Below are 20,462 nucleotides of genomic sequence, written 5' to 3' on the forward strand. Positions count from 1 at the left end.
TCTTTTTCTCCAGCGCTAGGCTCAGCGTTTGAACCAGACGAAGTACGTCATCAGGATGAAGATGCCGAGCAGCATCGCGAAGGCGTAGTGGTAGATGTAGCCAGACTGCATCCAGCGCACCACACCCGAAATCCGGCCGATCACTTTCCACGAACCGTTGACGACGGCGCCGTCGATCAGGGCCTGGTCGCCGCCCTTCCACAGACCGGTGCCAAGCGCACGCGTGGCGCGGGCAATGACGTTCTCGTTGAACCAGTCCATGTAGTACTTGTTCTCGAGCAGGCGGTAGATCGGGCCGCAGGCGCGCTTGATCGCGGCCGGCAGCGCCGGGTTGATCATGTACATGTACCAGGACAGGACCACGCCAGCCAACGCCAGCCAGAACGGCGCAGCCTGCAGGCCATGGATGGCCATGGCCACCGGGCCGTGGAAGGCTTCTTCCAGTTCCTTCATGGCGTGGTGCCTGGTGCCGTCCACGACGATCGCGTTCTTGAAGAACTCGCCGAACAGCATCGGCTCGATCGTCATGAAGCCGATTACCACCGAGGGGATGGCCAGCAGCACCAGCGGCAGCCAGACGACCCAGGGCGACTCGTGCGGCTTCTGGTCATGGCCGTGACCATGATCGTCATGACCGTGGCCATGGTCGTCATGGTGCGCATCGGGATTCTGGTCGTAGCGCTCCTTGCCGTGGAAAACCAGGAAGTACATGCGGAACGAATAGAACGCCGTGATGAACACGCCGGCCAGCACTGCGTAGTACGCGAAGTTCGCGCCCCACAGGTGGCTTTCGTGCACCGCTTCGATGATGCTGTCCTTCGAGTAGAAGCCGGCGAAGAACGGCGTGCCGATCAGCGCGAGCGAACCCAGCAGCGAGGTGATCCAGGTGATCGGCATGTACTTGCGCACGCCGCCCATCCAGCGGATGTCCTGGTTGTGGTGCATGCCGATGATCACCGAGCCGGCGCCGAGGAACAGCAGCGCCTTGAAGAACGCGTGCGTCATCAGGTGGAACACCGCGACCGAGTAGGCCGAGGCACCCAGCGCCACCGTCATGTAGCCGAGCTGCGAGAGCGTCGAGTACGCGACCACGCGCTTGATGTCGTTCTGGATGATGCCCAGGAAGCCCATGAACAACGCGGTGATGGCGCCGATCACGAGGATGAAGCTCAGTGCCGTGTCGCTCAGCTCGAACAGCGGCGACATGCGCGCCACCATGAAGATGCCAGCGGTCACCATCGTTGCCGCGTGGATCAGCGCGGAGATGGGCGTCGGGCCTTCCATCGAGTCGGGCAGCCACACGTGCAGCGGGAACTGGGCGCTCTTGCCCATCGCGCCGATGAACAGGCAGATGCAGATCACGGTGATCAGCATCCACTCGGTACCCGGGAAGGTGATGCTGGCCAGCGTGCCCGCCTTGGCGAACGCCTCGGTGTAGTTCAGCGTGCCGGCGTAAGCGGCGATCAGGCCAATGCCGAGGATGAAGCCAAAGTCGCCCACGCGGTTGACAAGAAAGGCCTTCATGTTCGCGAAGATCGCGGTCGGCTTGTTGAACCAGAAGCCGATCAGCAGGTACGACACCAGGCCCACCGCTTCCCAGCCGAAGAACAGCTGGAGCATGTTGTTGCTCATGACGAGCATCAGCATCGAGAAGGTGAACAGCGAGATGTAGGCGAAGAAGCGGTTGTAGCCGTCGTCTTCTTCCATGTAGCCGATGGTGTAGATGTGGACCATCAGCGACACGAAGGTCACGACGCACATCATCATGGCGGTGAGGCCGTCGACCATGAAGCCGACTTCCATCTTCAGGCCGCCCACGACCATCCATTCATAGATGGTTTCGTTGAAGCGGGCGCCGTCGGCCACCACGCTCTTGAGCGTCATTGCCGAGATGATGAAGGCGACCAGCACGCCGAGGATGGTCAGCGAATGCGTGACCTTGCGGCCGATGTGATTGCCGCCGAACTTGGTGCCGAACAGGCCGGCGACAGCGGCGCCGACCAGGGGTGCCAGCGGCACGGCCAGCAAGGTGGATGCGGAAAGGGTTGCGCTCATGTTGCTTTCAACCCTTGAGCGAGTTGAGTTCGTCGACGTTGATGTTCGACTTGTTGCGGAACAGCAGAACCAGCAGCGCCAGCCCGATGGCCGACTCGGCCGCAGCCACCGTCAGGATGAAGAACACGAAGATCTGGCCGTGCATGTCGCCCAGGAAGTGCGAGAACGCCACGAAGTTCATGTTGACCGCGAGCAGCATCAGCTCGATGGCCATCAGCAGAACGATCAGGTTCTTGCGGTTCAGGAAGATGCCGATCACGGACAGCGCGAAGAGCATCGCGCCGAGCGAAAGAAAGTGTCCGAGCGTGAGCGTCATGCCTTGTTTTCCTTTGCAGCGTCCGCAGCTTCAACCACAGGCTCGGCAGCACGCGTTACCGGCATCTGCACGATGCGCACGCGATCGCGCGCCTTCACGCGTACCTGGTCGGCCGGGTTGACGTACTTGCTGTCCTTGCGGGTGCGCAGCGTCAACGCGATGGCGGCCACGATGGCCACGAGCAGGATGACCGCGGCGATTTCCAGCGGATAGAGGTATTCGGAGTAAAGCAGCTTGCCGAGTTCGAGCGTATTGGAAGTGTTGGCCCCCATCGCGCCAGCAGCAGCGCGCGGCTCGCCGAGGCGGAAACCGCCCATGAGCACGGCCGCCATTTCGAGCGCAATCAGCGCACCCACGCCTGCCGCCAGCGGAAAGTGCTTCCAGAAGCCCTCCCGCAAGCCGTCGACGTTGATGTCCAGCATCATCACCACGAACAGGAAGAGCACCATCACGGCGCCGACATACACCAGTACGAGCGAGATCGCGAGGAACTCGGCGCGCAGCAGCAGCCAGATGGCCGATGCCTGGAAGAAGGCCAGAACCAGGTACAGCGCGGCGTACACGGGGTTGCGGGCGGTGATGACGCGGAACGCTGCAAACAGCAGCACCACGGCAAACAGATAGAACAGACCGGTCTTGACGTCCATTGGAATTCGAATTGGTACGGGGTTCGGGCTGGTCGGAATCAGCGGTACTTGGCGTCAGCCGCCTTGTTCGCTGCGATTTCTTTTTCGTAGCGGTCGCCCACGGCCAGCAGCATGTCCTTGGTGAAGTACAGGTCGCCGCGCTTTTCGCCGTGGTATTCGAAGATGTGCGTCTCGACGATCGAGTCGACCGGGCAGCTCTCTTCGCAGAAGCCGCAGAAGATGCACTTGGTCAGGTCGATGTCGTAGCGCGTGGTGCGGCGCGAGCCGTCGTCGCGCACATCCGATTCGATGGTGATCGCCAGCGCCGGGCAAACGGCCTCGCAGAGCTTGCAGGCAATGCAGCGCTCTTCGCCGTTTTCATAGCGGCGCAGCGCGTGCAGGCCGCGGAAACGCGGCGACAGCGGCGTCTTCTCTTCGGGGAACTGCACCGTGATCTTGCGGGCAAAGGCGTACTTGCCGGTAATGGCCAGGCCCTTGAACAGCTCGAACAGCATGAAGCTGCCCAGGAAGTCCTTGAGCGAGAACGGCGCGGACGGTGTTGCGGTGTGCGCAGCAGACATGATGTTGGCGCTTCCTGTTATTTCCAGATGTTGAACGGCGTCTGCATCCAGCCACCGACCACGACCAGCCACACGAGGGTGACGGGAATGAAGATCTTCCAGCCCAGACGCATGATCTGGTCATAGCGGAAGCGCGGGAACGTCGAGCGCACCCACAGGAACATGGTGACCACGCAGAAGGTCTTGAGGCCCAGCCAGATCCAGCCCGGAATGAAGCTCAGGAACTCGAACGGCGGCAGCCATCCACCGAGGAACAGCACCACGGTCAGGATCGAGACGAGCCACATGTTGGCGTACTCGGCCAGGAAGAACATCGCGAAGCTCATGCCCGAGTACTCGATCATGTGGCCGGCGACGATTTCGGACTCGCCTTCCACCACGTCGAACGGGTGGCGGTTGGTTTCGGCCAGGCCCGAGATGAAGTAGACGACGAAGATCGGCAGCAGCGGCAGCCAGTTCCACGACAGGAAGCCGACGCCCATGTTGGCGAACATGCCCTTGCCCTGAACGTTCACGATCTCGCTCATGTTCAGGCTGCCCGTGACCATCAGCACCACGACGAAGCAGAAGCCCATCGCAATTTCGTAGCTCACCATCTGCGCCGAGGCGCGCAGCGCGCCCAGAAAGGCGTACTTCGAGTTAGAAGCCCAGCCGGCGATGATCACGCCGTACACCTCGAGCGAGGTGATGGCCATCACGAACAGCAGGCCGGCGTTGATGTTGGCCAGCGCCACGTCGGGGCCGAACGGAATCACGGCCCATGCGGCGAGCGCCGGCATGATGGTCATGATCGGGCCGAGCAGGAACAAGCCCTTGTTGGCGACCGTCGGAAGAATGATTTCCTTGGTCATCAGCTTGAGCGCGTCGGCGATCGGCTGGAGCAGGCCCAGCGGTCCGATGCGGTTGGGGCCGATGCGGATCTGCGTGAAGCCGATGGCCTTGCGTTCCCACAGCGTGAGGTAGGCCACGGCCCCCATCAGCGGGATCACGACCACGATGATCTTGATCAGCGTCCAGATCACGGGCCACACCACTGCCGTCCACCAGCCTGCGGCAACCAGACCCTGGCCGAAAGCATGCAATGCGTCGATCATGCCAATGCCTCCTCGGCACGGGCCGGTGCGGTCGATGCGTTGCGCGCATCGGCGGTCAGTTGCAGCGACGGTGCGCGGCGCACGATCGAGTCGAGCTGGTAGATGCTCGCGACCACGGGTGCGGCAGTCGCACCGCTGGAAGCGACGGCGTTGGCGGAGGTGGCGTTGCTCAACGCATTCGCCGGCACCGCGCCCTTGTCACCGATGGTGGCCAGCACGTCGGCGGTCGATTCGAACGCGAAGCCAGGCAGGCCCAGCAGGTTGGCCAGCACGCGCAGCACCTTCCACGCCGGACGCGTTTCGCCTTGCGGCTTCACGACGGCATGGAAACCTTGCAGGCGACCCTCGGCATTGACGAAGGTACCGGGGGTTTCGGTGAACGGAGCAATCGGGAGCAGCACGTCGCTGAACTCGAGGTTGGCCTTGAAGGGGCTCAGCGTGACGACCATTTGCGCATTGCCGATGACATCGGCAGCAGCGGCGCCAGCGGCCGAGTCGAACACCGGCTCGGTGTTCAGCAGCAGCACGGCCTTCAGACCGGAACCGGCGGCGAGCATGCGGCCGGCATCGAGGCCGCCGTTCTTCGGGAAAGCGCCAACGATCTGCGCGCCAACGGTGTTGGCGGCTTCGGTCAGGTAGCCGACGGTTGCGCCCGTTTGTGCGCCGATCCAGTTCGCGAGGGCCAGCAGGCTGCTGGCTTGTGCGTGGTGGGCGGCAGCATTGCCGAGCAGGATGGCCTTGCGCTCACCGCTCAGCAGCGAGGCTGCGATGGCTTGCGCGGTGGCGTCCGGCGCGTTCTTCGGCGCCAGCGGCGCGGCTGCGCCATTGGTCTGGCCGATGGCGGCAGCCACGGCGGCGAGCGCCTCGACCCATTGGTCGGCTTCGACGATGGACGATTGCGCCACGTCGATGGCCCACGCATCGCGGGCAGCCATCAGGCTGGCCGAGGTGATCACCGACAGCGCGGCGCCCTTGCGCACAGCTTGGCGGATGCGCTGCGCGAACAGCGGATGTTCCTTGCGCAGGTTCGAGCCGACGACCAGCGCGCGCTGCACTTGCGTGAGCGAAGCGATCGAGGTGCCGAGCCAGCGCACGCCTTCGAACGCCGTGAATTCGGCATTGCGCAGGCGGTAGTCGATGTTGTCGCTGCCGAGTTCACGCGTGAGCAAGGCGGCAAGTTGCAGCTCTTCGAGCGTGCTGTGCGGGCTGACCAGCGTGCCGATGCTTTGCGCACCGTGGTCGGTCTTGATCTGCTTGAGGCCGTTGGCGACGTACTCGAGCGCCGTCTGCCAGTCGACCTGCTGCCATTGGCCGCCCTGCTTCAGCATGGGCTGCGTCAGGCGTTCCGGGCCGTTGAGCGCTTCGTACGAGAAGCGGTCGCGGTCGGCAATCCAGCATTCGTTGACGTCTTCGTTCTCGAGCGGCACCACGCGCATCACGCGGTTGTTCTTGACCTGGACGATCAGGTTGGCGCCGGTGGAATCGTGCGGGCTCACCGACTTGCGGCGCGACAGCTCCCAGGTGCGGGCGCTGTAGCGGAAGGGCTTGCTCGTGAGCGCGCCGACCGGGCAGATGTCGATCATGTTGCCCGACAGTTCGGAATCGACCGAGTCGCCGAGGAAGGTTTCAATTTCCGAGTGCTCGCCGCGGTGCGACATGCCGAGCTCCATCACGCCGGCCACTTCCTGGCCAAAGCGGACGCAGCGCGTGCAATGGATGCAGCGGCTCATTTCTTCCATGCTGATCAGCGGGCCCACGTCCTTGTGGAACACGACGCGCTTTTCTTCTTCGTAGCGCGAAGAAGAACCGCCGTAGCCCACGGCCAGGTCTTGCAACTGGCATTCGCCGCCCTGGTCGCAGATCGGGCAATCCAGCGGGTGGTTGATCAGGAGGAACTCCATGACCGACTGCTGCGCCTTGATGGCCTTTTCGCTCTTGGTGCGAACGATCATGCCCTGCGTCACGGGCGTGGCGCAGGCCGGCATCGGCTTGGGCGCTTTTTCCACGTCGACGAGGCACATGCGGCAGTTGGCCGCGATGCTGAGTTTCTTGTGATAGCAGAAGTGCGGGATGTACGTGCCCGCCTTGTCGGCCGCATGCATCACCATGCTGCCTTCGGTCACTTCGACCTTCTTGCCGTCGAGTTCGATTTCGATCATGAGTAGTTTTCTTCTCGCGCTCAGGCCTTGACGGGCGCCGTCGGAACGTAGCCCGGGATCAGGGCTTCGAACTCGTGACGGAAGTGCTTGATCATGGCGCGCACCGGCATTGCTGCCGCATCGCCGAGCGCACAGATGGTGCGGCCCATGATGTCGCCGGCGACGGAGTCCAGCAGTTGCAGGTCGCTGGGCTTGCCCTGGCCGTTGTGGATGCGGTCCACCACGCGGTAGAGCCAGCCCGTGCCTTCGCGGCACGGCGTGCACTGGCCGCAGGACTCGTGCATGTAGAAGTACGAGAGGCGCTTGAGCGACTCGACCATCGAGCGGCTGTCGTCCATGACGATCACCGCGCCCGAACCGAGCATGGAGCCAGCCTTGGCGATGGAGTCGTAGTCCATGGTGCAGGCCATCATGATGTCGGCCGGCAGCACTGGTGCCGACGATCCGCCGGGGATCACGGCCTTCAGCGTGCGACCCTTGCGCACGCCACCGGCCAGCTCGAGGAGCTTGGAGAACGGCGTGCCCATGGGCACTTCGTAGTTGCCGGGCAGCTCGACGTCGCCGCTCACCGAGTAGATCTTGGTGCCGCCGTTGTTCGGCTTGCCGCATTCGAGGTAGGCCGGACCGCCGTTGCGGATGATCCAGGGCACCGCCGCGAAGGTCTCGGTGTTGTTGATGGTGGTCGGCTTGCCGTACAGGCCGAAGCTGGCCGGGAACGGCGGCTTGAAGCGCGGCTGGCCCTTCTTACCTTCGAGCGATTCGAGCAGCGCGGTTTCTTCACCGCAGATGTAGGCACCGAAACCGTGGGCAGCGTGCAACTGGAAGTTGTACGTGCTGCCCATGATCTTGTCGCCGAGGTAGCCGGCTGCGCGCGCTTCTTCGAGGGCTTCCTCGAAGCGGTCGTAGCTCTGGAAGATCTCGCCGTGGATGTAGTTGTAGCCCACGCTGATGCCCATCGCATACGCGGCGATGGCCATGCCTTCGATCACGATGTGCGGGTTGAACTGCAGGATGTCGCGGTCCTTGCACGTGCCCGGCTCGCCTTCGTCCGAATTGCAGACGAGGTATTTCTGGCCCGGGAACTGGCGGGGCATGAAGCTCCACTTCAGGCCGGTCGGGAAACCTGCGCCGCCACGGCCGCGCAGGCCCGAAGCCTTGACTTCGGCGATCACCTGGTCGGGCGTGAGGCCCTCGGTGAGGATCTTGCGCAGCGCCTGGTAGCCGCCGCGCGCCTCGTAGTCGGCCAGACGCCAGTTGGTGCCGTCGAGGCCCGCATAGATCTGCGGCTCGATGTGGCGGTCATGGAAACAGGTCTGGACGCCCGTCGCCTGGAACTGCTGGAGCACTTGTTCGGGTGACATCAGGCAGCCTCCCCTTTGGTGGAACCGCGCAGGCCTTCGATGAGCTGGTCGAGCTTCTCGTTGCTCATGAAGCTGCACATGGTGCGGTCGTTGACCAGCATCACGGGCGAATCGGCGCAGGCGCCCAGGCATTCGCTCTGCTGCAGCGTGAACAGGCCGTCGGCCGTGGTCTCGCCCATCTTGATGCCGAGCTTCTTCTCGAGGTGCACGAGGGCTGTGACGCCGTCGCGCAGCTGGCAAGGCAGGTTGGTGCACACGTTGAGCTTGAACTTGCCCACCGGGTGCTGGTTGTACATGTTGTAGAAGGTCGTCACTTCATGCACGGCGATGGGCGCCATGCCGAGGTACTCGGCAATCTCGCGCTCGCGCTGCAGGCTGACGTGGCCTTCGTCCTGCTGGACGATGGCGAGGCAGGCCATCACGGCGGATTGCTTGCCTGCTTCGGGGTACTTGGCGACCTCGCGCGCAAAGCGCTCGAGGATCGCAGTCTCCAGAGGGGCGGAAGGCGCCGAGGGCGCCGCGTCATGGTGGGTCGAGGAAGTCGTCATTCGCTCTTTCTCACCTGTCGATCTCGCCGAACACGATGTCCATCGTGCCGATCACCGCGACAGCGTCGGCGATCATGTGACCGCGCGACATTTCGTCGAGGGCGGCGAGGTGCGGGAAACCAGGGGCGCGGATCTTCAGGCGGTACGGCTTGTTGGCGCCGTCGCTCACGAGATAGATGCCGAACTCGCCCTTCGGATGCTCGACGGCGGCATACGCCTCGCCTTCGGGCACGTGGAAGCCTTCGGTGAAGAGCTTGAAATGGTGGATCAGCTCCTCCATGTTCGCCTTCATCGATTCGCGCGCAGGCGCAGCGACCTTGTGGTTGTCGGTGATGACCGGGCCGGGATTCACGCGCAGCCATGCCGAGCACTGCTGGATGATCTTGTTGGCCTGGCGCATTTCTTCGACGCGAACCAGGTAGCGGTCGTAGCAGTCGCCGGTCTTGCCGACGGGCACGTCGAACTGCATCTGGTCGTAGACGTCGTAGGGCTGCTTCTTGCGCAGGTCCCATTCGATGCCCGAGCCACGCAGCATGGGGCCGGTGAAGCCCAGGTTCAGCGCGCGCTCCGGCGTGACCACGCCGATGCCCACGGTGCGCTGCTTCCAGATGCGGTTGTCGGTGAGCAGCGTCTCGTACTCGTCGACCATCTTCGGGAAGCGCTTGCAGAAGTCGTCGACGAAGTCGAGCATCGAGCCTTGGCGGTTCTCGTTGAGCTTCTCGATGGCCTTCGCGTTCTTGATCTTGCTGACCTTGTACTGCGGCATTGCATCCGGCAGGTCGCGGTACACGCCACCCGGACGAAAGTACGCCGCGTGCATGCGCGCGCCGGACACGGCTTCGTACAGATCGAACAGGTCTTCGCGCTCGCGGAAGCAGTAGATGAGCATGTTCATCGCACCGCAGTCCAGACCGTGCGCGCCGAGCCACAGCAGGTGGTTCAGCAGGCGAGTGATCTCGGCGAACATCACGCGGATGTACTGCGCGCGGATCGGCACTTCGAGGCCCATCATCCGCTCGATGGCGAGGCAGTACGCGTGCTCGTTGCTCATCATCGACACGTAGTCGAGACGGTCCATGTACGGCAGCGACTGGATGAAGGTACGTGATTCGGCGAGCTTCTCGGTCGCGCGGTGCAGCAGGCCGATGTGAGGGTCCGCGCGCTGGATCACTTCGCCGTCCAGCTCGAGCACCAGGCGCAGCACGCCGTGCGCCGCAGGGTGCTGGGGACCGAAGTTGAGTGTGTAGTTCTTGATTTCGGCCATATCAGTGCAAACCGCCGCCGTAGTTGTCTTCGCGGATCACGCGCGGGGTAATTTCGCGCGGCTCGATGGAAACCGGCTGGTAGACCACGCGCTTCTGTTCTTCGTCGTAACGCATTTCGACGTAACCCGACACCGGGAAGTCCTTGCGAAACGGATGGCCGATGAAGCCGTAGTCGGTCAGGATGCGGCGCAGGTCGTCGTGACCGTCGAACACAATGCCGTAGAGGTCGAAGGCTTCGCGCTCGAACCAGGTAGCAGCATTCCAGACGGGCTGCAGCGAATCGACCACAGGCAGGTCTTCATTCGGCGCGAACACCTTCAGGCGCACGCGCTGGTTGAGGCTCACCGACAGCAGGTGGGTAACGACGCAGTAGCGTTCGCCCTGCCACTCGCCTTCGCGGTAGTCGGAGTAGTCCATGCCGCAGAGGTCGATCAGTTGTTCGAAGCGGCAGCCGGGCGCATCGCGCAGCAGCAAGGCGGTTTCGATGTAGTCGGCAGCGCCGACCACCACGGTCACCTCTTCCAGGGCGAGCGTCACGCTCTTGGCCTTGGCGCCGAGCGTCTCGGCGATGGTGGCGCGCAGCACCTCCGGCGAAATTGCAAAATCAGTCATCGTCGGCAATCCCTCAGGCGCGGGCAATGGTGTTGGTGCGGCGAATCTTCTGCTGCAACTGGATCACGCCGTAGAGCAAAGCCTCGGCGGTGGGCGGGCAACCCGGAACGTAGACATCGACCGGCACGATGCGGTCGCAGCCGCGCACGACCGAATAGCTGTAGTGGTAGTAGCCACCGCCATTCGCACACGAACCCATCGACAACACCCAGCGCGGCTCGGGCATCTGGTCGTAGACCTTGCGCAAGGCCGGGGCCATCTTGTTGCACAGCGTACCGGCCACGATCATCAGATCGGACTGACGCGGGCTGGGACGAAACAGCATGCCGAAGCGATCGATGTCGTAGCGGGCGGCGCCCGCGTGCATCATTTCCACCGCACAGCATGCGAGGCCGAAGGTCATCGGCCAGAGAGATCCGGTCTTCGCCCAATTCACCACCGAGTCGTAGGTGGTGGTGACGAAACCTTCTTTGAGAACGCCTTCAATGGCCATCGTGATTCCTTGTCATTCCCAGTCGAGCGCGCCTTTTTTCCACTCGTAGGCGAAGCCCACGACGAGGATGGCGAGAAAGATCATCATGGCCCAGAAGCCGACAGCACCGATCTCCTTGAGCGCAATGGCCCACGGAAAGAGAAAGGCAATTTCGAGATCGAACAGGATGAAGAGAATCGCAACGAGGTAGTAGCGCACGTCGAACTTCATGCGCGCGTCCTCGAAGGCTTCAAAGCCACACTCGTAGGGAGCGTTCTTTGCGGCGTCGGGCCTGTTGGGGCCGAGAATGTATCCGATGACCTGAGGGGCGACGCCTACGCCGACTCCGACCAGAATGAACAAAAGGACGGGGAGGTAGGAGTCGAGATTCATCGAGAGTTTTTCACCGCTTGCCACCGGCAAGAGGAGCCCCTGGATGAGGCTTTCTGCCGATGAGATTTGGTGCGGTCGGCGAGACTCGAACTCGCACAGCTTTCGCCACTACCCCCTCAAGATAGCGTGTCTACCAATTTCACCACGACCGCGGTTTTTGCTGTTCGGATGGCATGAGGTACCTGCAAGAGGCATTTGGCTTTCCGAACAGATTTAGAGTTTACCCTGAAATGAAGCCATTTCTCACAGGCAACTCATGAAAACGAGTTGATTACTTGCTCGGAATCTGACCCGCGCCCGAAACCGGGGCAGCAGGAGCCGAAGCAGGCGCAGTGGGAGCCGCTGCACCAGGAATTTCGCTCGCTGCACCAGAAGCCGGCGTGGCCGGTGCACCCACTGCAGCGCGCTCCAGAAGACTGCCGCCACCTGCAGGACGCGCATGGCTGAAATAGGCCAGCAGCAGCGTACATGCGAAGAACACCGCAGCAAGCACAGCCGTGGTGCGCGAGAGGAAATTGGCGCTGCCGCTGGCACCGAACAGGCTGCCGGCACTGCCGCTGCCGAAGGCCGCGCCCATGTCGGCGCCCTTGCCGTGCTGGATCAGGATCAGGCCGATCATTGCGAGGGCCGTCAGCATCTGCACGCCGACCAGTAGATTGAGGACCAGGTTCATTCGTTCTTACTCCTAAGTGATACAGCCGTTGCGCGTTCAGCGCGCAGCGGCGGAAATGATCTGCAGAAAATCGGGCGCCTTGAGCGAAGCGCCACCGATGAGGCCGCCATCGATGTCGGCCTGCGCCAGCAGTTCTGCGGCGTTGGCCGCATTCATGCTGCCGCCATAAAGAATCTGGATGCCGGCTGCATGCTCGCTCGCTGCGTGATGCAACTGCGCGCGCAGCACCGCATGCACCGCTTGCGCCTGCTCCGGCGTGGCCGTCTTGCCCGTGCCGATGGCCCAGACGGGCTCGTACGCCACGACGATCTCGCTGATGCAATGGCCATTCACATGGATGACCGCAGCCAGCTGACGCTTGACGACTTCTTCGGTCTGCCCTGCTTCGCGCTGTGCCAGCGTTTCGCCGACGCAGACGATCGGCGTGATGCCATTGGCCAGCGCCGCCGCCGTCTTGGCCGCAACCACTTCGTCGGTCTCGCCGTGGTATTGCCGACGCTCGGAGTGACCGACGATGGCATAGCGCACACCGAAGTCCTTCAGCATCGCCGCCGATTGCTCGCCGGTGAATGCGCCTTGCGGATGCGCCGAAATGTCCTGCGCGCCCAACGCCAGTGCCGACGAACTCGCCAGCAACGACTGCAGTTGCGCGAAGTACGGCGCAGGCGCACACAGCGCCACGTCGCAAGCCGCCGGGCTTGCGGCCAGGCCTTGCTGCAAGGCCTTCACCAGCGCCTCGTTGGCAGCCAGGCTGCCATTCATCTTCCAGTTGCCGGCGATCAGTTTCTTCTTGGTTGTCATCGCGTTCGTCTTCTCGTCACTCACCATGTCAGCACGATCTTGCCGATGTGCTGGTTCGATTCCATCAGCGCATGAGCCTGGGCTGCGCCACTTGGATCACCCGCTGCCGCAAAGATGCTGTGGATCACGGGCTTGATCGCGCCGCTTTCCAGCAGCGGCCACACCTTCTCGCGCAAGGCCTTGGCAATGGCGCCCTTGAACGCCACCGGCCGCGGACGCAGCGTCGAGCCGGTGATCGTGAGCCGCCTGCGCAGCACGAGGCCCGCATTGATCTCGCTCTTCACACCACCCTGCACCGCGATGATCACCAGCCGGCCATCTTCGGCCAGGCACTCGATCTCGCGCGCCACGTAATCGCCGGCGACCATGTCGAGCACCACGTCCACGCCCTTGCCACCGGTGAGCTTCTTCGCCTCTTCGACGAAGTCGCTCGTGCGGTAGTTGATGGCATGGTCGGCGCCGAGCTTCACGCAGGCTTCGCACTTGTCGTCGCTGCCGGCCGTGACGATCACGGTGGCGCCGAGCGCCTTGGCGATCTGGATCGCCGTGACGCCGATGCCGCTCGAACCGCCCTGGATCAGCAGCGTCTCGCCCTTTTGCAGGCGGCCGCGGTCAAACACATTGCTCCAGACAGTGAAGAAGGTCTCGGGCAGCGAGGCTGCATCGATATCGCTCCAGCCCTTGGGCACCGGCAGGCATTGCGCCACGGGCGCCACGCACAGTTCGGCATAGCCGCCACCGGCGATCAGCGCACAGACACGGTCACCAATCTTGAAGCCCGCCTCGGCCAGCGCCTCGGCATCGCCCGAGACGATCTCGCCAGCCACTTCGAGGCCCGGCAGATCAGAAGCGCCCGGCGGCACCGGATAGTGCCCCTTGCGCTGCAGCACGTCCGGGCGATTGACGCCACTTGCCGCCACACGGATCAGCAGCTCGCCCGCACCCGCTACCGGGTCGGGACGCTGCGCAACGCGCAGCACCTCAGGGGCGCCGTACGAAGTGATTTCAATGGCTTTCATGGTCTTTCGGCCTCCAACGCCCACAGATGGAGCGAAGCTTGATGTTCAAAAGATAGCAACGGCGGCCGGAAGACCGCCGTTGCGCCCTTCTTACTCCTGAGGCTCGCGCGGGGCTTGTTGCTGCTGCTCGCCGGCCGGAGCCTGCGGCTGCTCGTTGCGCGGCTGCTGTTGCTCGTTGTTGAAGCGCGGTGCGCGCTCGCCACGGTCACCACCGCGGTCGCCGCGATCGCCACGGTCACGGCGCTCACCACGGTCGCCGCGGTCTTCGCGCGGCGGGCGCTCGCTGTATTCCATGCCGGCCGGACGCTCGGTCAGGGCCTTCATGGACAGCTTGACGCGGCCCTTTTCGTCGGTCTCGAGAACCTTGACCTTCACGATCTGGCCTTCGCTCAGATAGTCGGTCACCTTCTCGACGCGTTCGTGCGCGATCTGGCTGATGTGCAGCAGGCCGTCCTTGCCGGGCAGCAAGTTGATGAGCGCGCCGAAGTCCAGGATCTTGGTGACCGGGCCTTCGTAGACCTTGCCGATTTCGACTTCGGCCGTGATCTGCTCGATGCGCTTCTTGGCCAGCTCGGCCTTTTCCGGATCGGTCGAAGCGATGGTGATGGTGCCGTCTTCGTCGATGTTGATCGTCGTGCCGGTTTCTTCCTGCAGGCCACGGATGACCGAGCCGCCCTTGCCGATCACGTCGCGGATCTTCTCGGGGTTGATCTTCAGCGTGGTCAGGCGCGGTGCGAAGCTGGAGACTTCGGCCTTGGCCTCGCCCATGGCTTCCTGCATCTTGCCCAGGATGTGCATGCGCGCTTCCTTGGCCTGTGCCAGCGCGACCTGCATGATTTCCTTGGTGATGCCCTGGATCTTGATGTCCATCTGCAGCGCGGTAATGCCGTTGGTGGTACCCGCAACCTTGAAGTCCATGTCGCCCAGGTGATCTTCGTCGCCCAGGATGTCGGTCAGCACGGCGAAGCGGTTGTCTTCCTTGATCAGGCCCATGGCGATGCCGGCCACGTGCGCCTTCATCGGCACGCCGGCGTCCATCATCGAGAGGCAGCCGCCGCAGACCGAAGCCATCGACGACGAGCCGTTCGACTCGGTGATTTCAGACACGACGCGAACCGTGTACGGGAATTCTTCCTTGGTCGGCAGCACGGCGACGAGCGCACGCTTGGCCAGGCGGCCGTGGCCGATTTCGCGGCGCTTGGTCGAGCCCATGCGGCCCACTTCGCCGGTGGCGAAGGGAGGCATGTTGTAGTGGAACAGGAAGCGGTCTTCATACTCGCCGGCCAGCGCGTCGATGCGCTGTGCGTCGCGTTCGGTGCCGAGCGTGGTGATGACCAGAGCCTGGGTTTCACCGCGCGTGAACAGGGCCGAACCGTGGGTGCGGGGCAGCACCGAGTTGCGAATCTCGATGGGACGCACGGTGCGCGTGTCGCGGCCGTCGATGCGGGGTTCGCCCGACAGGATCTGGCTGCGAACGATCTTCGATTCGATCGAGAACAGCAGGTCGTTGACCTTGCCGGCGTCGAAAGGCTCGCCGCTTTCCTTCAGCGATGCCATCACGCTGGCATTGGCTTCGCGCAAGGCTTGCGTGCGGGCTTGCTTGCTGCGAATTTGATAGACAGCGCGCAGCTTTTCTTCGGCCAAGCCCTTGACCTTGGCAACGAAGGCTTCGTCTTCGGCGGGTGCTTGCCAATCCCACACCGGCTTGCCGGCGTCGCGCACAAGGTCATGGATCGCGTTGATCGCGATGTTGGCTTGTTCGTGGCCGAACACCACGCCACCCAGCATGATTTCTTCGCTGAGCTGTTGGGCTTCAGATTCGACCATCAGCACGGCGGCTTGCGTGCCGGCTACCACGAGGTCCATCTGCGAATCCTTGCGAGCCGTCTGGCCCGGATTCAGCACGTACTGGCCGTTGATGTAGCCCACGCGGGCGGCGCCGATCGGGCCGCTGAACGGGATGCCGGAGATGGCGAGCGCAGCGCTCACGCCGATCATGGCGGCGATGTCAGCATCGACTTCGGGGTTGAGCGACACGGTGTGGATGACCACGTGCACTTCGTTCAGGAAGCCTTCGGGGAACAGCGGGCGGATCGGGCGGTCGATCAGGCGGCTGGTCAGCGTTTCGTGCTCGCTGGGCTTGGCTTCGCGCTTGAAGAAGCTGCCGGGGATCTTGCCCGCGGCGTAGGTCTTCTCGATGTAGTCGACGGTCAGCGGGAAGAAATCTTGACCCGGCTTGGCCGACTTGGAGGCGACCACGGTCGCCAGGATCACGGTGCCGTCGATGTCGACCAGCACGGCGCCATTGGCCTGACGGGCGACTTCACCCGTTTCCATGACGACGGTCTTGTCGCCCCATTGGAACGACTTGGTGACTTTGTTGAAGAGGCTCATGTTTTGCTCCTGTTTTGATAGCAGACTACACAGAGTCTGCAAGAGACGGAGGCTTCTCAGAACACGATGCCATTCCAGCGAAGCTCGGGGCGAACTTCATTGGAATGACACAGCTTCGCTCTGTTTGGGCACTCCGAAAGTGGATCGCGAAGTAAAAAACGCCTGAGCTAGCGGACTAACCCAGGCGTTTTTTCATGCGATTCGATTTACTTGCGCAGACCCAGCTTGGCGATCAGCGCGGTGTAACGGTCAGCGTCCTTGGACTTGAGGTAGTCGAGGAGCTTGCGGCGACGGCTCACCATGCGCAGCAGGCCGCGACGGCCGTGGTGGTCCTTGGCGTGCGTCTTGAAGTGGGGGGTGAGCTCGTTGATGCGGGCGGTCAGCAGTGCGACTTGCACTTCGGGGCTGCCGGTGTCGTTGGCGGCGCGGGCGTTGTCCTTGACAACTTCTGCCTTGATGGAGGCTGCGATCATGTTGATTTCCTTGTTCCGGGATGTTTGACTTGCGGTGTGCGCTGGAACTGCACCCACCGTGCGCCTTGCGGCATGCAAAGCCTTGGAATTATAGCCCGACCGTCCTGATCGGGCTTTCAGGCCCCTTTGAGGGCCTTCCATCGAGCGAAGCCAGCCCCACAGCGCCTAGCACGCAGGCCGCCCCGCCAATCTGCGCCAGGCTGATGCTTTCGCCCAGCCAGAGCGCGGCCAGCGCCAGCGCCGAGACCGGCAGAACGGCGGTGAAAAGCGCCGCTTCGGCCCCGCGCAGCCGGGAAGATCCGGCGAACCACAGCACGAAGCCCAACACCGTCGGCACGAGCGCGTAGTACGCAACGCCGGCCAGCGCATCCGCCGGCAAGGGGCGCTCCCAGGCCCGCTCGAACAGCGCTGGCACCAGCGACAGCAGCAGCCCGAAGGCCGTCATCAGCGTCGACAGCGCCAGCGGACGCACCGGCACCCGCAGGCGCTTGTTGAGCAGGATGAACATCGCCTCGCAAACCACCGCGCCCAAAACCAGCAGGTTGCCGATCAGCGCCGCAGGGGATTTTGAGTCCCCCGTCGAAACCTGGTCCGCCCCAGGCCAGCTGATCGCCAACACCCCCGCCGTCGCCAGCGCGATGCTGCCCACCAGATACCGCCCCGGCCGCTCGCGCAGCGCAATCACAGCCACCAGCGCCGCCACCGCCGGCAAGGTGCCCGCCACCACGCCTGCACTGGCGGCCGGCGCCCAGCGCACCCCGAGGATCAGCAGCACGGTGTAGCCCACGCTCCCCAGCCCCGCCTGGCACACCAGCAGCGCCAGATCGCGCCGGCCGGGCCGCGGCCACGGCGTGCGGGTCAGCCGCAGCAGCACCAGGAACACTGGCAGCGCCATCGCGAACCGCAGCGCGGTCGCGGTGAACGGCGGCAGCCCACCCGCGATGACCTTGCTGGCCACCACCGTGCTGCCGACCGTGACCATCGCCAGCGCGCACAGCGCCATCCCCTTCAACCGTTGCGACATGCCAGACCTTTCGCTTTCGAGAAAAGCCCGAGCTTCGCGGCCCCGGCACGCCGCGTATTGAACGAAATTGCGGCCGGCTCAGCCCTTGCCGGGTTGCTGCTCCGCCAGCCAGTTGCGCAGCCGCTCCACGCCCTTCACCAGCCGCTGCGGGTCTTTCGACGCAAAGCACCAGCGCAGCCAGCCCTGCGCCTCGGGCGCGAAGGCGTTGCCCGGCGCAAGCCCCAAGCCCGCCTCGGCCACCAGCCGCTTGGCCACTTCGAGCGAATCGCCGAAGCCTTCGAGCCGGAAGAAGGCGTACATGCCGCCCTTGGCCGATGCCACCTGCACGCCCGGCAGCGCCGCCAGCAGCGGCACCAGCGTGTCGCGGCATTGCTTCAGATGCGCCACCACGCGCGGCGTGATCTCGCTCGTGTGCTCGATGGCGGTGATGGCGGCGCGCTGCGTGAACACGCTGGCGCACGAGGTGTTGAACTCGATCAGCTTACCGATACCGTCCACCATCGACGGCGGCAGCACCAGCCAGCCAAGGCGCCAGCCCGTCATCAGGAAGCTCTTCGAAAAACTGTGCGTGACGACCAAGCGGTCGTCGGGCTTCGAGATGTCGAGGAAGCTCGGCGCACAGCCATTGGGCGTCGGCTCGTAGTACAGCCGCTCGTACACCTCGTCGGCCAGGATCCACGTGCCGGTCTGGCGGCAATGGTCGAGCACGGCCTGCTGCTCGTCGCGCGTCATGGTCCAGCCCGTGGGGTTGTTCGGCGCATTGACGATCAGCAGCTTCGTCTTCGCAGTGACTGCGGCGCGCAGCGCGGGCAGGTCGAGCGTCCATTGCCCATTCACCGGCACCAGCGACAGCGTGCGCACGTGCGCGCCCATGATCGCGGGCTGCGCCGTCAAGTTGGGCCACACCGGCGTCACGGCGACCACTTCGTCGCCTGCGTCGACCAGCGCCTGCACCGCGAGCATCAGCGCGCTCACGCCGCCCGACGTAACGGCGATGCGCGATGCATCGACCGCCGGATGCAGCGAGCTGGTGTAGCGCGCGATGGCTTCGCGCAGCTCGGGCAGGCCGAGGTTGTGGGCGTAGAAGGTTTCGCCCCGCTGCAGCGACTCAATGGCCGACTGGCGGATCACCTCGGGTGTGACTTCGTCGCTTTCGCCGAACCAGAAGGCCAGCACGTCGTCGCGGCCCATGCCGGCATTGGCGACTTCGCGGATCTTCGATGCTTCGAGGTTGTGGATGGCTTCACGCATGTCTGGCTGTCCTGTTCATCATGGTCATCAAGGTCTCTTCATCTTGCACGAGGTCGGCAGCTCGGCGCGTTCGGGGGCGATGGTCTTGACCACCCGAAAGCCATAGCCGGAGCCTTCGACGTCGAACTGCACGCCCGGCCTGCCCTGCCGGTCCATCACGCCGACCACGAGCTGCTGCTGGAACTGGTGGTCCGCCGCGCGCATGCGCCCGCGCTGGCCGTACAGGCTCACGTCGGCCTGCTCCAGCGCGCGCGCCACAGGCACCGCGTCGACACTGCCCGCGCGTTCGATGGCCTGTACAAGCGCTTCAATCATCAGGGCCAGCCGCATGTGCACATAGTCTTCGGCCGGTTTCGGAAAGCGGGCACGGAAGGCGCGGTAGAAAGCTTCGGACTGCGTCGTCTGCACGTTGGGCAGCCAGTCGGCCACCGCGATCACACGCCCGATGCCCGCATCGCCAATGGCTGCGGGCGCACCGAGTGCATTGCCGTAGAAGGTATAGAAGGTGCCGTTGAAACCGGCTTCGCGCGCCGCCTTCACCAGCAGCGTGAGATCGTTGCCCCAGTTGCCCGTGACCACGGCCTGCGCACCGCTCGCGATGATCTTGGTGGCATAGGGCGCGAAGTCTTTCACCTTGCCCATCGGGTGCAGCTCGTCGCCGACGATCTCCACGTCGGGCCGCTGCACGCCGAGCTGCCGGCGCGCCTCGCGCAGCACGGCCTGGCCAAAGCTGTAGTCCTGCCCGATCAGGTAGACGCGCTTGAGCGCGGCGTCGTCCTTCACAACGTCCATCAGTGCGGCCATGCGCATGTCGGCATGTGCGTCGAAGCGAAAGTGCCAGAAGCTGCAGCGCTCGTTGGTGAGCGCCGGGTCGACTGCCGCGTAGTTGAGGAAGATCACGCGCCGCGACGGATCGCGTTCGTTGTTCTTGTCGATGGCATCGACCAGCGCCGCGGCCGTGGCCGACGAGTTGCCCTGCAGCACGATGCGCGCGCCATCGTCCATCGCGGCGCGCAGTGCGGAGAGCGCTTCTTCGTTCTGCCCCTTGCTGTCGTAGCGGTCGAGTTGCAGGGGCCGCGCACCGCCGGGCAGCTTGACGCCGCCGCGCGCATTCACGCGCTCTACCGCCCACAGCAGATTGCGGAACACGGCCTCGCCGGTGTTGGCGAAGGGGCCGCTCATACTTTCGATGAGTGCCAGTCGAATGGGCGCAGGTGGCGACGAAGACGCTGCTTGTGCCAGCGCGGCGAAGGGCCTCGCGCATAGCGCCAGCGCCGCGAATTTCAAGGCCTCGCGACGCCAAATAAAGGGGGGATTCATTGTCTTGAAACGCGTGCCGCGGGGC

General features: G+C 64.0%; 20 protein-coding genes and 1 tRNA gene. All 21 read right to left on the minus strand.

All coding sequences use genetic code 11. The annotated features are described in order from the left end of the window. Positions 1-21: 21 nt before the first annotated feature. The 21 genes from nuoL to ACSFBF_RS27745 all read right to left on the minus strand — a co-directional run bounded on the left by nuoL (position 22) and on the right by ACSFBF_RS27745 (position 20,437). Positions 22-2,055: an NADH-quinone oxidoreductase subunit L gene (gene nuoL, locus ACSFBF_RS27645; RefSeq protein WP_435472557.1), complete on the minus strand. Its 2,034-nt coding sequence runs from the start codon at positions 2,053-2,055 to the stop codon at positions 22-24. A gap of 7 nt (positions 2,056-2,062) precedes the next feature. Beyond that, the gene (nuoK, locus tag ACSFBF_RS27650) at positions 2,063-2,371 is read right to left on the minus strand and encodes an NADH-quinone oxidoreductase subunit NuoK (RefSeq protein WP_019653383.1); all 309 of its coding nucleotides are present in this window, start codon (positions 2,369-2,371) and stop codon (positions 2,063-2,065) included. After that, positions 2,368-3,018 carry an NADH-quinone oxidoreductase subunit J gene (locus ACSFBF_RS27655; protein WP_435472559.1) on the minus strand — a complete coding sequence of 217 codons (651 nt, stop codon included), beginning with the start codon at positions 3,016-3,018 and terminating at the stop codon, positions 2,368-2,370. Before ACSFBF_RS27655 ends, nuoK begins: the two co-directional genes overlap by 4 nt. A gap of 38 nt (positions 3,019-3,056) precedes the next feature. Further along, positions 3,057-3,578, minus strand: coding sequence for an NADH-quinone oxidoreductase subunit NuoI (nuoI, locus tag ACSFBF_RS27660; protein WP_042579825.1), 522 nt, complete (start codon positions 3,576-3,578; stop codon positions 3,057-3,059). Positions 3,579-3,595: 17 nt separating this feature from the next. Next, the gene (gene nuoH, locus ACSFBF_RS27665) at positions 3,596-4,672 is read right to left on the minus strand and encodes an NADH-quinone oxidoreductase subunit NuoH (RefSeq protein WP_435472561.1); all 1,077 of its coding nucleotides are present in this window, start codon (positions 4,670-4,672) and stop codon (positions 3,596-3,598) included. Beyond that, complete coding sequence (gene nuoG, locus ACSFBF_RS27670; protein WP_435472563.1) at positions 4,669-6,831, minus strand: NADH-quinone oxidoreductase subunit NuoG; 2,163 nt, start codon at positions 6,829-6,831, stop codon at positions 4,669-4,671. Before nuoG ends, nuoH begins: the two co-directional genes overlap by 4 nt. Positions 6,832-6,851: 20 nt before the next feature. Next, the gene (gene nuoF, locus ACSFBF_RS27675; protein ID WP_093057847.1) at positions 6,852-8,192 is read right to left on the minus strand and encodes an NADH-quinone oxidoreductase subunit NuoF; all 1,341 of its coding nucleotides are present in this window, start codon (positions 8,190-8,192) and stop codon (positions 6,852-6,854) included. After that, entirely contained in the window at positions 8,192-8,740 is a 549-nt protein-coding gene (locus tag ACSFBF_RS27680) for an NADH-quinone oxidoreductase subunit NuoE family protein (RefSeq protein WP_435472565.1), read from the minus strand. The genes nuoF and ACSFBF_RS27680 overlap by 1 nt, the downstream gene beginning before the upstream one ends. Before the next feature lie 10 nt (positions 8,741-8,750). After that, on the minus strand, positions 8,751-10,004 hold the full coding sequence (locus tag ACSFBF_RS27685; RefSeq protein WP_435472567.1) for an NADH-quinone oxidoreductase subunit D: 1,254 nt from the start codon (positions 10,002-10,004) through the stop codon (positions 8,751-8,753). Position 10,005: 1 nt separating this feature from the next. Next, positions 10,006-10,617 (minus strand): NADH-quinone oxidoreductase subunit C, encoded by a 612-nt coding sequence (locus ACSFBF_RS27690; RefSeq protein ID WP_435472569.1) that lies wholly within the window; start codon positions 10,615-10,617, stop codon positions 10,006-10,008. Positions 10,618-10,630: 13 nt separating this feature from the next. Then, entirely contained in the window at positions 10,631-11,110 is a 480-nt protein-coding gene (locus tag ACSFBF_RS27695; RefSeq protein WP_007837763.1) for a NuoB/complex I 20 kDa subunit family protein, read from the minus strand. 12 nt (positions 11,111-11,122) lie between these two features. After that, entirely contained in the window at positions 11,123-11,482 is a 360-nt protein-coding gene (locus ACSFBF_RS27700; RefSeq protein WP_012748607.1) for an NADH-quinone oxidoreductase subunit A, read from the minus strand. A 67-nt stretch (positions 11,483-11,549) separates the two neighbouring features. Then, positions 11,550-11,634: transfer RNA gene (locus tag ACSFBF_RS27705), tRNA-Leu, on the minus strand. A gap of 119 nt (positions 11,635-11,753) precedes the next feature. After that, positions 11,754-12,155: a preprotein translocase subunit SecG gene (gene secG, locus ACSFBF_RS27710; RefSeq protein ID WP_258350171.1), complete on the minus strand. Its 402-nt coding sequence runs from the start codon at positions 12,153-12,155 to the stop codon at positions 11,754-11,756. A 36-nt stretch (positions 12,156-12,191) separates the two neighbouring features. Next, the gene (gene tpiA, locus ACSFBF_RS27715; protein WP_435472573.1) at positions 12,192-12,956 is read right to left on the minus strand and encodes a triose-phosphate isomerase; all 765 of its coding nucleotides are present in this window, start codon (positions 12,954-12,956) and stop codon (positions 12,192-12,194) included. Positions 12,957-12,976: 20 nt separating this feature from the next. Next, on the minus strand, positions 12,977-13,975 hold the full coding sequence (locus ACSFBF_RS27720) for an NAD(P)H-quinone oxidoreductase (protein ID WP_435472575.1): 999 nt from the start codon (positions 13,973-13,975) through the stop codon (positions 12,977-12,979). Between the two features lie 90 nt (positions 13,976-14,065). After that, entirely contained in the window at positions 14,066-16,369 is a 2,304-nt protein-coding gene (gene pnp, locus ACSFBF_RS27725) for a polyribonucleotide nucleotidyltransferase (RefSeq protein ID WP_435472577.1), read from the minus strand. Between the two features lie 206 nt (positions 16,370-16,575). Next, positions 16,576-16,842 (minus strand): 30S ribosomal protein S15, encoded by a 267-nt coding sequence (gene rpsO / locus ACSFBF_RS27730; protein WP_007837783.1) that lies wholly within the window; start codon positions 16,840-16,842, stop codon positions 16,576-16,578. Positions 16,843-16,930: 88 nt separating this feature from the next. Beyond that, on the minus strand, positions 16,931-17,866 hold the full coding sequence (locus ACSFBF_RS27735) for a DMT family transporter (protein ID WP_435472579.1): 936 nt from the start codon (positions 17,864-17,866) through the stop codon (positions 16,931-16,933). Positions 17,867-17,944: 78 nt separating this feature from the next. Continuing rightward, positions 17,945-19,117: a pyridoxal phosphate-dependent aminotransferase gene (locus ACSFBF_RS27740; RefSeq protein WP_435472581.1), complete on the minus strand. Its 1,173-nt coding sequence runs from the start codon at positions 19,115-19,117 to the stop codon at positions 17,945-17,947. A 27-nt stretch (positions 19,118-19,144) separates the two neighbouring features. Next, positions 19,145-20,437, minus strand: a complete 1,293-nt coding sequence (locus ACSFBF_RS27745) for a branched-chain amino acid ABC transporter substrate-binding protein (protein ID WP_435472583.1) — start codon at positions 20,435-20,437, stop codon at positions 19,145-19,147. Positions 20,438-20,462: the final 25 nt, after the last annotated feature.

Source organism: Variovorax nivicola, from assembly GCF_051216475.1.
Lineage (GTDB): Bacteria > Pseudomonadota > Gammaproteobacteria > Burkholderiales > Burkholderiaceae_C > Variovorax.

Excerpts from the sequence above, each read along its gene's own strand:
- ACSFBF_RS27685 (WP_435472567.1), bottom strand. The coding sequence starts at position 10,004 with ATGGCCGAAATCAAGAACTACACACTCAACTTCGGTCCCCAGCACCCT.
- nuoL (WP_435472557.1), bottom strand. The coding sequence starts at position 2,055 with ATGAGCGCAACCCTTTCCGCATCCACCTTGCTGGCCGTGCCGCTGGCA.
- ACSFBF_RS27700 (WP_012748607.1), bottom strand. The coding sequence starts at position 11,482 with ATGAATCTCGACTCCTACCTCCCCGTCCTTTTGTTCATTCTGGTCGGA.
- nuoF (WP_093057847.1), bottom strand. The coding sequence starts at position 8,192 with ATGTCACCCGAACAAGTGCTCCAGCAGTTCCAGGCGACGGGCGTCCAG.
- ACSFBF_RS27695 (WP_007837763.1), bottom strand. The coding sequence starts at position 11,110 with ATGGCCATTGAAGGCGTTCTCAAAGAAGGTTTCGTCACCACCACCTAC.
- ACSFBF_RS27740 (WP_435472581.1), bottom strand. The coding sequence starts at position 19,117 with ATGCGTGAAGCCATCCACAACCTCGAAGCATCGAAGATCCGCGAAGTC.
- nuoH (WP_435472561.1), bottom strand. The coding sequence starts at position 4,672 with ATGATCGACGCATTGCATGCTTTCGGCCAGGGTCTGGTTGCCGCAGGC.
- nuoG (WP_435472563.1), bottom strand. The coding sequence starts at position 6,831 with ATGATCGAAATCGAACTCGACGGCAAGAAGGTCGAAGTGACCGAAGGC.
- rpsO (WP_007837783.1), bottom strand. The coding sequence starts at position 16,842 with ATGATCGCAGCCTCCATCAAGGCAGAAGTTGTCAAGGACAACGCCCGC.
- tpiA (WP_435472573.1), bottom strand. The coding sequence starts at position 12,956 with ATGACAACCAAGAAGAAACTGATCGCCGGCAACTGGAAGATGAATGGC.
- ACSFBF_RS27735 (WP_435472579.1), bottom strand. The coding sequence starts at position 17,866 with ATGTCGCAACGGTTGAAGGGGATGGCGCTGTGCGCGCTGGCGATGGTC.
- pnp (WP_435472577.1), bottom strand. The coding sequence starts at position 16,369 with ATGAGCCTCTTCAACAAAGTCACCAAGTCGTTCCAATGGGGCGACAAG.
- nuoK (WP_019653383.1), bottom strand. The coding sequence starts at position 2,371 with ATGACGCTCACGCTCGGACACTTTCTTTCGCTCGGCGCGATGCTCTTC.
- ACSFBF_RS27745 (WP_435472583.1), bottom strand. The coding sequence starts at position 20,437 with ATGAATCCCCCCTTTATTTGGCGTCGCGAGGCCTTGAAATTCGCGGCG.
- ACSFBF_RS27720 (WP_435472575.1), bottom strand. The coding sequence starts at position 13,975 with ATGAAAGCCATTGAAATCACTTCGTACGGCGCCCCTGAGGTGCTGCGC.
- secG (WP_258350171.1), bottom strand. The coding sequence starts at position 12,155 with ATGAACCTGGTCCTCAATCTACTGGTCGGCGTGCAGATGCTGACGGCC.
- ACSFBF_RS27655 (WP_435472559.1), bottom strand. The coding sequence starts at position 3,018 with ATGGACGTCAAGACCGGTCTGTTCTATCTGTTTGCCGTGGTGCTGCTG.
- ACSFBF_RS27690 (WP_435472569.1), bottom strand. The coding sequence starts at position 10,617 with ATGACTGATTTTGCAATTTCGCCGGAGGTGCTGCGCGCCACCATCGCC.
- nuoI (WP_042579825.1), bottom strand. The coding sequence starts at position 3,578 with ATGTCTGCTGCGCACACCGCAACACCGTCCGCGCCGTTCTCGCTCAAG.
- ACSFBF_RS27680 (WP_435472565.1), bottom strand. The coding sequence starts at position 8,740 with ATGACGACTTCCTCGACCCACCATGACGCGGCGCCCTCGGCGCCTTCC.